Genomic DNA, 12,465 nt, shown 5'->3' with positions numbered 1-12,465 from the left:
AAGTTCCTTCCTTGCGCCATCCTCCAAACCATGTCGTCTCGCGCCTGTCCATGCACGCCCTTGCTGCCCGCCCTGGCGCTGACACTGGTGGCCGCCATGGGGTGCCGGGAGCCCGCGACGAGCGCCTTCCGCTATTCCACGGACGCCTCGTCCCGCGCCGGCCTGGTGGCCCTGAAGGACGGCGTCCTCACCGCCAATGAGGCGGGCGCCGTCGTCCGCCTGGAGCGGAGCGGCCGGGTCGCCTGGCGAGCCGCCCTGGACAGGGAGGTGGCCACACGCCCCGCGCTGCTGGGAGACAGCGTCATCGCCGGGACCGTGGGCGGAGACCTGGTCCGGCTGACCCTCGCGGATGGCGCGGTGCAGTGGCGCCTCACCGGAGAGCCCCCCGTCCTTACCGCACCCGTGGCGGATGCGGAGGGAAAATTCGTCTTCCTCGTCGCGCCGGATGGAGCCGTCCGCTCCCTCTTCACGGACACGGGAAAGACGGACTGGGAGCGCCCCCCACCCGGAAAGCCCGAGCCAACGGCCGCGCCCCGCGGCTTTCCCGTGCCGGTGCTCCAGGACGGCTTGTTGGTGGTGGCGCTCGGTGACGCCGGGCTGATGGCCCTGGCCACCCAGGATGGGGCGAAGCGCTGGCAGCGGGACGTCCGGGACGTGCTGGGGATGACGTTGTGGCAGGACACGCTCTACGTGAGCACCCGCCAGGGCCGCGTCCTGGCGCTGCGGCTCGGGGACGGCACCTCCCTGTGGGAACAGGCTCCCTCGAAGGCCCTGAGCAGCGCCCCCTCGATTGCGCTGGGAACGGTGTGGGTCGGCACGGCTGGGGAAGCCTCCGCGCTCGTCGGCCTGTCCCCTTCGGACGGCAAGGAGGTGAAGCGCATCATGCTGCCCGACCCGCTCGTCTCGGAGGTGACGCCGGTGCGGGAGGACCTGCTGCTGGTGCCCACCAGCGGGCGTCAGGGACGGCTCATCGCGTTGAACACGGCGACCTGGGCACAGGCCTTCTCGGTCCGCGCGGATACGCCGCTGCGCACCCGCCCCGTGGTGCTGGGCGACCAGGTCATCGTCCTGGGCCTGGATGGCCGCGTGCTGTCGTGGCGGCTGCGCAAGATTGAGCCTTGAGCCACGGCTGCGGCCCTCACCACGTCCGCAGCGTCGACAGCGAGCGCTCCACGCGGGCGGACAGCGCGCCATAGTCACGCTCGGGCGCGGAGAAGGAGACGAGCACGAAGCCGTCCTTCCTGGGAACGAAGTACACCAGCGTGCGCGCGCCGCCCGTCTGTGAGAATTCGTAGCGCGCCACGGGCCCCGCCGGGAGCGTGCCCTCCGTGTCCTGGAGCAGCTTTCCGGGCACCTTCAACCCCGCCGCCCCCAGCACGGCCTCCGGGCCCGAATCCAGGGCGGGCGCCGCGCCGCGCACCGAGCGCAGCTCCAAGCCCCCGTCAAAGCGGGCCAGCGCCGGGGGCCCGGCCTCCACCGAGCGCAGGCCCATGCCCGAGGGCGGCTCGTACTGCACACCGAGGTCCTGCGAGGAGAAGCTTCGCGAACAGCCGAAGCCACACCACACCAGCAGGAGGCACCAGGTCAGCGGGGCGAGTCTCACGCGCTGGACTCTGCCACTCGCACGTTCGCCCTGTCAGGCGCGCGGGCTTTGTTTCGTCGCTCTCACCACACCCGGCCGGACAGGCCCCACACGCCCTTCAGGACTTCGCTGGTTCGAATCCAGCCCCCTCCGCAATGTGGAGGGGTAGCCAAGTGGTCGAAGGCATCAGCCTCCAAGCTGACAAGTCTCCAGACGAACTGGCTTGTCCACTCGGGTGACCCCTTCTCAGCCCGGTATCAGGAAGCGGGCGATGATGCGTTTGAGGCCCACGCCTCCGCCGAACTCCACCGTCACCTTCGCGTTGGGGCCGTTGCCGTCCGCGGACACCACGCGGCCCACGCCGAACTGCTCGTGGCGCACGCGCATGCCCCGCACGTCCCCACTCACGCCGTCCATGTCCGACGCCTGCGAGTACGAGCGGTCGATGCGCGGCCCGTCGTCCTCATCCCAGGTCCGCTTGCGCGGTGTCGAGGGCACCATGGGCTTGGGGGCTTCGGGGACCTCCTGCTCGCTGATGCCGAACAGCGCCGGAGGCACGTCCCGCAGGAAGCGGCTGGGCGCGTTGTAGCGCAGCTCACCGAATAGTGAGCGGCACTGCGCCAGGCTCACGAAGAGCCGCTTTCGCGCCCGCGTGAAGCCCACGTAGCAGAGGCGCCGCTCCTCGGCCATCTCCTCCGAGGGCTCCCCCTCCGCCGAGGCGACCTCGTTCAGGAACGTGGACTCCGACTTCACCGCGCGCGAGTGCGGGAAGACGTTCTCCTCCATGCCCGTGAGAAAGACGGCGTCGAACTCCAGGCCCTTGGCCGCGTGCAGCGTCATCAGCGCCACCCGGCCGTCGCCCACCTCCGCGTCCGCCTCGCCCACCAACGAAATCTGCTCCAGGAAGGCCTGCAGCGCCGGCACGTCGGCCGTCAGCGGAGCCGCGTCCACCTCGGGAGGGACTTCGCGGGGAGGATTCGCCGAGGCCGCCACCGCCGCGGCGGCCCGGTTCAGGTCGAACTCCTGCGCCGCGCCCAGGAACTCGCGGAGGTTCTCCGCGCGCGTCTGCGACTCGTCGCTGCCCTCGGCGTGCAGCGTCTCCACCAGCTTCGTCTCGCGCAGCATCTGGTCCACCGCGCCGGCCGCCTCCTCGTTCGTCTGGGCGAAGGCCGTCAGTGACTCCAGCAGGTTGCGGAAGCCCTTGAGCCGCTTCACCGCGGCGCTATTGAGCGCGGGAATCTGCTCCGGCTGGGACAAGGCCTCGTAGAGGCTCACGCCGCGCGTGTTGGCGAAGTCCGTCACCCGCTCCACCGTGGTGTCGCCAATGCCACGCGCCGGGATGTTGATGATGCGCAGCAGGTCCGCGTCCGAGCGCGGGTTCACCATCAGCCGCAGGTACGCGGAGGCATCCCGCACTTCCGCCCGGTCATAGAAGCTGCGCCCGCTCACCAGCGTGTACGGGACGCGCGCCAGGCGCAGCGCCTCTTCCAGCACGCGGCTCTGCGCATTGGCGCGGTAGAACACCGCCATGCTGGAGAGCTTGATGAAGCCCTCCCGCTGGAGCGCTAGAATCTGCCGCGCCACCTCCTGCCCCTCGGCCCGCTCATCGCGGTTGAGCATCAGGTTGAGCGTCTGGCCCCGCTGGCGCTCGGACCAGAGCTTCTTCTCCATGCGCCGCGAGTTCTTCCGGATGACCTCGTGCGCCGCGTCCAGGATGTTCTGGTCGGAGCGGTAGTTCTGCTCCAGCTTCACCACCTTCGCGCCGGGGTACTGCCGCGGGAAGCCGAGGATGTTGTCCACGTCCGCGCCACGCCACCGGTAGATGGACTGGTCATCGTCACCCACCACCACCAGGTTGGCGGAAGGGGGCGGCGCCAGCTGCTTCAGCAGCGCGTACTGCACCGGGTTGGTGTCCTGGAACTCATCCACCAGCACGTGGTTGAAGCGGCGCCGGTAGTTCTCCAGCACGTCCGGCCGGGTGCGGAACAACGTCACCAGCAGGAGCAGCAGGTCTCCGAAGTCCACCGCGTTGGCCGCGCGCAGCCGCTCCTGGTAGGCCGCGTACACCTTGCGCACCAGCTGGCCCCGCTCGTCGCCGGGCGCGACCTGCATGTGCTCCGGCAGCCGGGCCGCGTTCTTCTCCTGGTCGATGCGGTGGAGGATTTCGCGCGGCTGCATGGACTCGATGCCCGCCTCGCGCATGGCCCGCTTCACCACGTTGAGCTGGTCCGAATCGTCGTAGATGACGAAGGAGCGGGTGAGCCCCACGTGCTCCGCCTCGCGGCGGAGAATCTGCGCCGCCGCCGAGTGGAAGGTGCTCACCACCAGCTCGTTCGCCTGGGCCCCCAGCAGTTGCACCAGGCGCTCGCGCATCTCCCGCGCCGCCTTGTTGGTGAAGGTGACGGCCAGGATGCGCCACGGGTAGACGTCGTGGACCTTCACCAGGTACGCCACGCGCCGGGTGATGACGCGCGTCTTGCCGCTGCCGGCCCCTGACAGGACGAGCAGGGGGCCGTCACCATGCAACACGGCCTCGCGCTGAGGCGCATTGAGGTCTTCGAGGAGGGCGGATTCGTGTGGGTTCGCGGGAGACATTCGGGAGGCAGCCCATGCTTCTAACGTCTTTCCCCCACCAATGGGCGCCCTTCCTCGGTCCCCGCCCGGCCGCCCAGCCCCCCAAGCATGCGGCGGGCTTATATAATGGTGCGCCTCCATGTCCGACTCCACGTCCGGCGCCCCTTCGAGGCCTTCCCAGGCCGACCTGGACCGTTACGCCGAGCAGTTCTCCCAGAGCCTCACCCTGCGCCTCTTCGGCGCGCAGCTCAGCTTCCCGGAGGGACGGAAGGTGGTCGTCACCATCCCCGAGCTGCGCCCCGAACACCGGGGCGGCGCCGGCAGCGCCAGCGCCGTCAACGGCGGCATCCTCGCCGCCCTCTTCGACTATGCCGTGGGCTGCACCGGCGCCCTGGTGGACCCGGGCCGGCGCTGCGCCACCGTGCAGCTCTCCATGAGCTTCGAGCGCGCCGTCACCGGCGACAGCCTCCGCGTGGAGTCCGAAATCGACAGCCAGACGGTGTCCCTCCTCTTCGCCACCGCCCGGGTGTACGACGGGGAAGGCCGGGTGTGCGGCCGCTGCCAGGGCGTGGTGAAGCTCTCCAACCTCCGCTGGCCGGCGGGAGACAGCCCCGCCGTCATTTGACCCTTGCCCACTCCGCCCCACATCTCCCCAGCCCCCGTCGATATGTCCGCGCCGGACACACGTTCTGGGGGCACTGGGGAGCAGGCGTGCTCCCCGGACGCCTCTGAGCGACGGGAAGACGGCATGAGTGCAGCCGTGCAGGGCCTGCGGATGACGACGCTGCGATTGTCACAGGAAGCCGACGAGCCGGCCGAGGCGACGGCGCCCGGGGGGGACGAAGCCCTCCTCGCGCGGCGCGCCCTGACGGGGGACCGGGCGGCCTGGGACGCGCTGGTTGCACGCCATCACCGGCGGGTCGTGGTATCGCTGCTCGCACGTGGCGTCCGGGTGGACCGGGCGCAAGAGCTGGCCCAGGAGACCTGGGCACGGCTCATCCAGCAACAGCAGCGCGGGCTGCTGACGGAGCTGCGCCTGCCCAACCTCGCCCTCACCCAGGCGGCCTTCCTGGCCGCGGACGACGCACGACGGACCCGTCGCGAGTCCATTGCCGGGGCGGTGGATGAACTGCCGGAGCGCCACCACCCGGTGGACCCTTCGGTGTCCGCGGAGCGGCGCCTGCTGTCCGAGGAGCAGCTCTCCCGCGCCCATGCCGCGCTGGCGCAGGTGTCCCCCAGCGCACGAAACGTCTTCCTCCTGGCCTGTGACGGCCAGGAACTCCCCCATGCTGAAGTCGCCTCGCGCGTTGGCCTGTCGGTCCAGCGCGTGCGGCAGATCCTGTGCGAGGTCCGCAAGAAGCTGCGCACCGCGCTCGAGGAGGAAACCCATGCTTAAGCCCCACCTCACCCGCGACGCCGCGGAGCAGTACATCCTGGGGGCGCTGGCACCGGAGAAGGCCGCGAGCCTCGAGGCGCACACGTTGGAATGTGAGCCGTGCGCCCGCCTGCTCCAGGAAGAAGCCCTGCTGTCGGAGCAGCTCCACGAAGTCGCCAGCACCCACGCGCCCGCCGTCCAGGTCATCCGCCCGGCCCGCTGGGAGACTCGGCGTCTCACGGCGGGCCTGGCCGGGGCCGCACTGGCCGCGGCGGCGGCGTGGGCCTTCGTCGTGCTGCCCGGCGGACGGCAACCGCCCGCGTCACCCAACACACGGGCCCTTCACGTCGAGCCGCCCTCGGTGGGGTTGGAGAGGGAGGTCGCCGAACCACAGGCCATCGTCGTGGCGTGCCCGGACCTGGCCACGCAGGCGTCCTGCACCCAGGCGGCCGAGGAGCGTGGGCTGCTCGTCCAATATCCCTGGGGCACGGGTGAAGTCCCGCGCTACGAGGCCCGCACCGGCCTCCCCGAGGGCGCGCTGAGCGCGCGCCGCCCCGTATCGCTGTGAGGATTCCCGTCATGGACTTCCGGAAGAAACTCGCCGCCCTGCTGCTCGCGCTGGCCTCCACCGGGGCGGGTGCGCAGCCGTCGGAAGGCGCCCAGAAGCTGCCAGTCGGCTGGTATGTGACGGAGAGCGCCCCCAAGCGCTACGAGGCCGGCGTGGACAGCCGCGCCACGTGCGAAGGCAACCGCAGCGCCTACCTCCGCTCGCTGTCGCCGGACGAGAATGGCTACGGCACCTTCATGCAAGCCTTCGGCGCGCACGACTTCCGGGGCAAGCGGCTGCGCTTCTCCGGCGCGCTGCGCATCAAGGACGTGGAGGGCTGGGCGGGCCTGTGGATGCGCGTGGAAGGGCCCGACCCGAAGCAGCCCCTGGCCTTCGACAACATGCAGTCGCGCGCGCTGGTGGGCACCGCGGGCTGCAAGCGCTACGACGTGGTGCTGGACGTCCCGAAGGAAGCCACCACCATCATGGCCGGCCTCATCATCAGCGGCACGGGCCAGGCATGGTTGGACGGCGTCCGCTTCGAGGTCGTCGACGCGTCCGTGCCGGTGACGGACCTGCTGGGCTCGCGGCCGGTGGTGGCCGCGGCCGGCCCCGCGGGCCTGGAGGACGACACACCCGCGCCGGTGGCGAAGAACGACCCACTGCCCCTGGGCCGCGTGGGCGACGTCTGGTTCAACCACGGCCGCGTCGCCGCGGACAAGCCGTACACCCGGCGCAAGGACGGCGTCTGGGTGAGCATCCTCGGCGAAGAGGTGTACGAGCATGGCATCGCGGTGACGGGCACCCTGGGGCAGCGCGCGCTCGACCTGAAGCTGAAGGCCGGCGGACGGAGCACCCTCGTCGAGGGGACGTGGGGTGAGGAGCCCGTCAACATCCAGCTCACGCCGGAGAGGCTCACCATGCGCTGGGGCCGCAACACGCGCGAGCTGGCGAGGCACCTGGACCCTCAGGTGGACACCACGTGCAACCGCTACCAGCGCACCGAAGGACCCCGGGTACTGGACCAACTGGACGTCTGCGGCGCGGCGCTGGGCACCCGTCCACCCAGCGCGCAGCTCGTGATGTCCCTTCTGGCGAATGGCTTCAGCCCCACGTTGCCGGCGGGGAGCCTTCCCATCCCGCAGCCCCCCGTGCGCAGCCGTCAGGCGCTCGACACGGAGCGGACCGCGGTTCCCATGTCGCCCTGAGCGCGGAGGGCCCTAGACCACGGGCCCCGGCGTGGGCCAAAGGACCTCCCGTCAGAAGGAGAAGTCGCGCTCCAGGGTTTCGCTCCCCGCCTGCACGGACAGGTGGGCAGAGCGCGCGCCGGTGGACGACGCGGACGTCAAATCAAAGGCGATGCCCTCCGGCCCATGGGCCGGCTTGAGCGCGGGGCGGCCGGGACTCAGGAACACCGCCGCCGTCACCGTCCGCCCGGACAGGGGCTGCACCAGCAGGCGCACGCGCTGACGCTCACGCACCAGCACCACGCGAAAGTCGCGGCGCTCATCCAGCACCTCGCGCTGCTCCGGCAGGCGGGCGGCATGAGCGCGGTGGGAGACAGGCGCGCGCGAGGTGCGCGCGGAGCGGGCCACCGCCCCGTCCTCCTCCAGGTCCAGCGCCTCTTCGATGGCCGCCTCGCCCTCGTCCAGCGCCAACACGGCCTGGGCACACTCACCACAGCGCGCCGTGTGCGCATCCAGCCGGGTCCGCTCGTCCTCGGACAGCTGCCCCATGTCGAGGCGCCAGAGGTCGTCCGCGGTGAGGTGCCGGCGGGGGGGCATGTCCACAGGGGCGGCATCCGCCATGTCCGCGCGGCACGCGTCGCATTCCTGAAGGTGGGCCGTCAGCGTCTGGGGATTGGCCGTCCAGGTGGCGACCAGGTCGTCGCAGCCAGCGCGCGCGGAGAACCACCAGGCGGCGTCCTGCTCGGCGGGCTCGAGGAGGTCGCGCTCCTGCCGGCGCTGCGGATTGAGTGGGATGAACCAACGTGCTCGGGGACGGAGTGCTGAGTCCAGGCCCTGGAGCGCGGCGAGAAAGCGGTCTCGAAGCTGCGCGGACTCGCCGTCGAGGGCCCCGTGAAGGCCCTCCCAGACGGCCAGGCCGTGTGCGGCGGAGGCGACCCTGTCCCGGGCGGAGAGTCCCTCCAGCGCGGAGGCTCGCCACATGTCCGCCTCTTCACCGCCGTCGAGCGCCACCTCGATGGCTTCTTCCGCGGCCCTCAGCAGCACCGGCTGCAGCGACTGCGGTTTCTGCGACTTCAACCAGGCTTCCACCTGAGGTCGACCCAGGCCCCGCAGGGCGGCGTCCACACCTTCGGTCTCCAACCGGGAGCGCCGGCGCAGCAGGTCACCCGCCGCCTCGAGCACTTCACCGGGAGAAGCCGTGCCCGACAGGAGCTGCGAGCGGCGGGCGGAATAGCGGGACAGCGTATCTCCAACAATCATGGGTTCATTCCTCCTGGGTACCCCGGGTGTGGCGGGGAAGGAGGCGGCTCACGCTTCCTCCCCATGCGACTCGCGATGAAGGTCCAGCAGGTAGAGCTTGAGGTAGGCCTGCGCCCGGCTGACGCGCTTGTAGCTGTTCACCACGGTGATGCTCAGGCGCCGGGCACATTCTTCGTGATCCTCGACGTCTTCGTGGTGGTACAGGTCCCAAGCCGAAGCTTCCTTCGGGTGCTCCTGCTGGAGGCGGGCAAATGCCGCCCAATACAGCTCCTGGGCTTCGGCGCGCTCTTCACGCCGCTTCCCGAGCTCGACGGCGCGAGCCACCTCGGAGGGTGGCTCTTCCATGGCGTCATCGGGGTCCGACGGAGGCGCCGCGAGCTCCTCGCGGTGCTTCCGGTAGAAGTCGATGGCCACGTGCTTGACGATGCGCAGGAAGAACGTCTTGGGAGACGCGCTCCGGCCGGGCATCTGCTCCGACACGCCGCGGAACTGGTCCAGACCCCGGTCGATGAACTTCCCGACCGCGTCCTGGAAGAGCTCGTCCGCGTCCGCTGGGGAACCACGGCCGTAGCTCGCCTGAATCTTGCTGATGACGTACCGCGAGGGCCGGGCCCACCGCTGCACCAACGCTCCGAGCGGGCCGCCAACAGGCTCGCCAGTCGCGCGGCGGCGGGCCACCTCCGCGAACAATTCATCATCCGTGAGCTGCTCGTACACCGGGAGGACCTGGGGGCTGCGCCGGGGAAGACGCCCCGGGATGTTGGGTTACGGGGATGTGGCGCGGCAAGGTACCACGTTGGCATCCGCAGGCAGCCTCCGAGACAAGCAGGGAGCGCCAACCCGGCGGAATCACCGGACAATTGGCACCCGCGAAGTCGGACGAAAGCCGCGTGGCGTTCCTGACGGGATTTATAGAGCGGCCGTTCGGAAATCGGACCCGGAAAATCCCCCTGTCAGGAACAGCGAGGGCCCGCGTCTTCGCCCCCATCGCTTTCGAGCGCCCAGCCGAAGCGGCCCTACAAGCCGTGGTTCGAATCCACACACATGCCCCACAGGCATGTGACGACGGATGGTCCGTCACTGATCTTGGAATCAGCCAACTGGCTTCTTCACTCGGGCGCTCACCCTTTCCCTTCTTGAGGATTCGCGTCATGTCCCGCCGCACCATCGTCATCGGAGACCTTCACGGCTGCTACGACGAAGCCGTGGAGCTGCTCGACAAGGTGGGCGCGACCTCCAGCGACCGGATCATCTTCGCGGGTGACCTGGTGGACCGCGGCCCGAAGCGCCGCGAGTGCGTGGAGCTGGCCATGCGGCACGAGGCCATCCTCGGCAACCACGAGGAGAAGCACCTCCAGCAGCGCCACCGGGCGGACGAGCGGCTGCTCCCCGACCACCTTGAGACGCGCCGGGTGCTCGAACCCGGGCACTACGACTGGATGGCCCGGCTGCCTCACTACCTGCGGCTGCCGGAGCACAACGCCATCGTGGTGCATGCCGGAATGCTCCCGGACCTGCCCGTCGAGAAACAGGACCCGTACCACCTGCTCCATGCCCAGTGCATCCGGCCTCCGGCGACCAAGAGCTACTGGCCGTCCAAGGCGCCTGAAGGCTGGAACTTCTGGACGCACCACTGGAAGGGCCCGGAGCGGGTCATCTTCGGGCACACCGTCTTCGACGCGCCGCTCGTCACCGAGCACGCGGTGGGTATCGACACCGGGTGCGTCTACGGACACTCCCTGACGGCGGTGGTGCTCCCGACCTGGGAGTTCGTCTCGGTGCCGGCCCGGAGCACATACCGGGGCGGCAAGGCCGTGGCCCGGATTGCGGTCCACGGCGACGTGTCTGTCTTCTCGTAATCAATTTCGCGCCCGGCCGACGGGGTCCAACACGCCATACAGGTGTCGCGGGTTCGAATCCCGCCGGAGCCATTCGTGGCTCCGTAGCTCAGCGGTAGAGCACTGGGACCGTTAATCCAAGAGTGGCCTCGTCACTCGGGCGCACCCTTTCCTCCCCCATCCTCACTTCGCACGGGCCGCCTTCGCTGACGCGCAAGGCACCCGTGCGTCCACGCGCGGTGCACTCCGCTCGCCTCGTCGCGAGTGGTCCGCCCCGCGCCTGACCCGCGGCACGTCCCAAGGGGACACCATGACGACCCAGACGCAGAACCCGAATGCGCTGCTGCCCGAGTCGCAGCGCGGTCCCGCCGAGCGGCTCCTGGACCTGGTGCTCGGAGGCTCCGCCCACCTGTGGCACAACCGGCCTGGCCTGGAGGTGAATGGCACCTGGTACGCGGCGGCGCACGCCACGCCGTTCCAGCGTGAGAAGGGGCGTCCGGTGAAGCCGGGGCTCTTCGTCCCCGCCGCGGTGAAGCTCTACCGGCAGCTCCTGGACATCTACCGGCTCAACGCGGAGCTGATGGCGCACTTCGCGTCGTACGCGCTGACCCAGACGGACTGGCGCGACCTCAAGGTCGCGACGTGCGCGCTCATGCTGGTGCAGGAGCACGCGGGCCAGCCCGTGCGCGACGAACAGGGCGGCGTGGCCTTCCACGACGACGACTGGCGCGCCATTGGCGAGGCGATGGTGCTCCACTACGAGCGCAAGTCGACGCGCATGCTCACGCCCAAGGCGGTGCTGCGCGTGGCGGAGCTGCTGGAGCATCCGGAGATTGCCCGACTCAACCGCGAGGCGGGCTTTGGTGACCCGGCGTCCCGAAAGGCGCCGCTGGGCCGCTGGAAGCGCGTGGCGTCGAAGTGGCTGGCGGCGCGTGAGGCCAACATGCCCATGCTCCAGGGGCTGGTGAAGGCGGGCTACAAGGAGACGCTGAAGAAGCTGGCGCGCAAGGCGGGTTACAAGCCGCGCGCGCAGGGCTTCTTCGAGGTGCTTGGCTGGAAGCAGAAGCAGTCCGCGCAGGGCCACCGCGAGGTGGGCCTGAACGGGCTGACGCTGGTCAAGCGCGAGCGCTTCGACGGCCTGTCGGAGGCGGAGATCTGCGAGTGGATCGACCTGGAGCGCCTCTCCTACAAGGAGGTCGTGGGCCGGCTGCCGAAGGACGTGGGCCTCACGCCGGCCATCATGGCGGCGCTGCTGCCCTCGCTGTCGGACAGGGACTTGCGGCTGATGACGCCCACGCTCGAGGAGCTGGGCCTGCTGGAGGACCCGGCCATCCGCGCGCGCTGGGAGAAGGCGGTGCACACGGCCACCGACCAGCGGGCGCTGAACATCGCGAAGAACGTCCGCGGCGAGGTGCTGCGGCGCAAGCTGGAGGAGGCCAGCGACAACGCGGCACGACAGGCGGTGGCGGAGGCGACGGCGGAGACCGACGTGCGGGTGATGTTCCTCATCGACAAGTCGGGCTCCATGGAGGGAGCCATCGAGAGCTCGAAGGAGGCGCTGTCGCGCATCCTCGCGGGCTTCCCGATGGACAAGCTGCACATCGCCGCGTTCGACACCCTGGGCACGGTGCTGCGTCCGAAGGCCGCCAGCCGCATCGCCGTCCAACACATGCTGGCGGGGCTGCGGGCGTCGGGTGGAACGGCGCACGCATCCGCGCTGTACGCGCTGCACCGTGACGGCGTTCGCGTGCCGGAGGACGCGAAGCTGGTGGTCATCGTGGTGGGAGACGAGGCCGGAGAGGCAGGCGACCAGTTCGCCCGGGCATTCCGTGACCTCCGCATCCCGGTGTCGGCGATGGCCCTGATGGTGTCGGTGGCACATGCGCGGGGCTCGACGGTCCGAACCTGCGCCGCGCAGCTGCGAGTGCCCTTCAGCGAGGTGAACGTGGACCAGTTCGAGGACCCGTACCAGGTCACCCGGGTGCTCAAGGCGCTGCTGGATGCGCCCACAGTGCATGGAACCGCCCAGTCCGGCTGGGTGGAGCGGGTGATGCGCACGCCGCTGCTGAAGGTGGCGTGAGGCCAACGCGGTGAGGAAGGAG

11 protein-coding genes are annotated in these 12,465 nt (G+C 70.2%); 7 read left to right on the top strand and 4 right to left on the bottom strand.

All coding sequences use genetic code 11. The features are described 5' to 3' along the window. Positions 1-30: 30 nt before the first annotated feature. The gene (locus tag HV826_RS07915; protein ID WP_176416391.1) at positions 31-1,122 is read left to right on the top strand and encodes a PQQ-binding-like beta-propeller repeat protein; all 1,092 of its coding nucleotides are present in this window, start codon (positions 31-33) and stop codon (positions 1,120-1,122) included. 16 nt (positions 1,123-1,138) lie between these two features. Here HV826_RS07915 and HV826_RS07910 read toward each other — a convergent pair whose 3' ends face one another. Together HV826_RS07910 and HV826_RS07905 are read right to left on the bottom strand one after the other, a co-directional pair. After that, positions 1,139-1,603, bottom strand: coding sequence for a hypothetical protein (locus HV826_RS07910; RefSeq protein ID WP_176416390.1), 465 nt, complete (start codon positions 1,601-1,603; stop codon positions 1,139-1,141). Positions 1,604-1,828: 225 nt separating this feature from the next. Next, positions 1,829-4,177: an ATP-dependent helicase gene (locus HV826_RS07905; RefSeq protein ID WP_176416389.1), complete on the bottom strand. Its 2,349-nt coding sequence runs from the start codon at positions 4,175-4,177 to the stop codon at positions 1,829-1,831. Positions 4,178-4,295: 118 nt separating this feature from the next. Here HV826_RS07905 and HV826_RS07900 point away from each other — a divergent pair, with 118 nt between their 5' ends. The 4 genes from HV826_RS07900 (at position 4,296) to HV826_RS07885 (ending at position 7,286) form a co-directional block, all read left to right on the top strand. Further along, on the top strand, positions 4,296-4,781 hold the full coding sequence (locus HV826_RS07900) for a PaaI family thioesterase (protein ID WP_176416388.1): 486 nt from the start codon (positions 4,296-4,298) through the stop codon (positions 4,779-4,781). Positions 4,782-4,916: 135 nt separating this feature from the next. Continuing rightward, positions 4,917-5,552: a sigma-70 family RNA polymerase sigma factor gene (locus HV826_RS07895; RefSeq protein ID WP_176416476.1), complete on the top strand. Its 636-nt coding sequence runs from the start codon at positions 4,917-4,919 to the stop codon at positions 5,550-5,552. Continuing rightward, the gene (locus tag HV826_RS07890) at positions 5,545-6,099 is read left to right on the top strand and encodes a zf-HC2 domain-containing protein (RefSeq protein WP_176416387.1); all 555 of its coding nucleotides are present in this window, start codon (positions 5,545-5,547) and stop codon (positions 6,097-6,099) included. The genes HV826_RS07895 and HV826_RS07890 overlap by 8 nt, the downstream gene beginning before the upstream one ends. Before the next feature lie 11 nt (positions 6,100-6,110). Beyond that, positions 6,111-7,286: an AraC family transcriptional regulator gene (locus HV826_RS07885; protein ID WP_176416386.1), complete on the top strand. Its 1,176-nt coding sequence runs from the start codon at positions 6,111-6,113 to the stop codon at positions 7,284-7,286. A 51-nt stretch (positions 7,287-7,337) separates the two neighbouring features. Here HV826_RS07885 and HV826_RS07880 read toward each other — a convergent pair whose 3' ends face one another. Continuing rightward, on the bottom strand, positions 7,338-8,525 hold the full coding sequence (locus HV826_RS07880; protein ID WP_176416385.1) for a hypothetical protein: 1,188 nt from the start codon (positions 8,523-8,525) through the stop codon (positions 7,338-7,340). Between the two features lie 48 nt (positions 8,526-8,573). Then, positions 8,574-9,242 (bottom strand): RNA polymerase sigma factor, encoded by a 669-nt coding sequence (locus HV826_RS07875; RefSeq protein ID WP_176416384.1) that lies wholly within the window; start codon positions 9,240-9,242, stop codon positions 8,574-8,576. A 434-nt stretch (positions 9,243-9,676) separates the two neighbouring features. Here HV826_RS07875 and HV826_RS07870 point away from each other — a divergent pair, with 434 nt between their 5' ends. Together HV826_RS07870 and HV826_RS07865 are read left to right on the top strand one after the other, a co-directional pair. Further along, complete coding sequence (locus HV826_RS07870) at positions 9,677-10,384, top strand: metallophosphoesterase (RefSeq protein ID WP_176416383.1); 708 nt, start codon at positions 9,677-9,679, stop codon at positions 10,382-10,384. A 289-nt stretch (positions 10,385-10,673) separates the two neighbouring features. Next, positions 10,674-12,443, top strand: a complete 1,770-nt coding sequence (locus HV826_RS07865; RefSeq protein WP_176416382.1) for a VWA domain-containing protein — start codon at positions 10,674-10,676, stop codon at positions 12,441-12,443. The last annotated feature ends 22 nt before the right edge of the window (positions 12,444-12,465 follow it).

This window comes from Myxococcus sp. AM010 (assembly GCF_013372585.1).
GTDB lineage: Bacteria > Myxococcota > Myxococcia > Myxococcales > Myxococcaceae > Myxococcus > Myxococcus vastator.
This window is presented reverse-complemented; position numbering and strand designations above follow the sequence as displayed.

Coding starts and splice junctions, on each gene's coding strand:
- HV826_RS07880 (WP_176416385.1), bottom strand. CDS start 8,525: ATGATTGTTGGAGATACGCTGTCCCGCTATTCCGCCCGCCGCTCGCAG.
- HV826_RS07900 (WP_176416388.1), top strand. CDS start 4,296: ATGTCCGACTCCACGTCCGGCGCCCCTTCGAGGCCTTCCCAGGCCGAC.
- HV826_RS07865 (WP_176416382.1), top strand. CDS start 10,674: ATGACGACCCAGACGCAGAACCCGAATGCGCTGCTGCCCGAGTCGCAG.
- HV826_RS07870 (WP_176416383.1), top strand. CDS start 9,677: ATGTCCCGCCGCACCATCGTCATCGGAGACCTTCACGGCTGCTACGAC.
- HV826_RS07885 (WP_176416386.1), top strand. CDS start 6,111: ATGGACTTCCGGAAGAAACTCGCCGCCCTGCTGCTCGCGCTGGCCTCC.
- HV826_RS07915 (WP_176416391.1), top strand. CDS start 31: ATGTCGTCTCGCGCCTGTCCATGCACGCCCTTGCTGCCCGCCCTGGCG.
- HV826_RS07890 (WP_176416387.1), top strand. CDS start 5,545: ATGCTTAAGCCCCACCTCACCCGCGACGCCGCGGAGCAGTACATCCTG.
- HV826_RS07905 (WP_176416389.1), bottom strand. CDS start 4,177: ATGTCTCCCGCGAACCCACACGAATCCGCCCTCCTCGAAGACCTCAAT.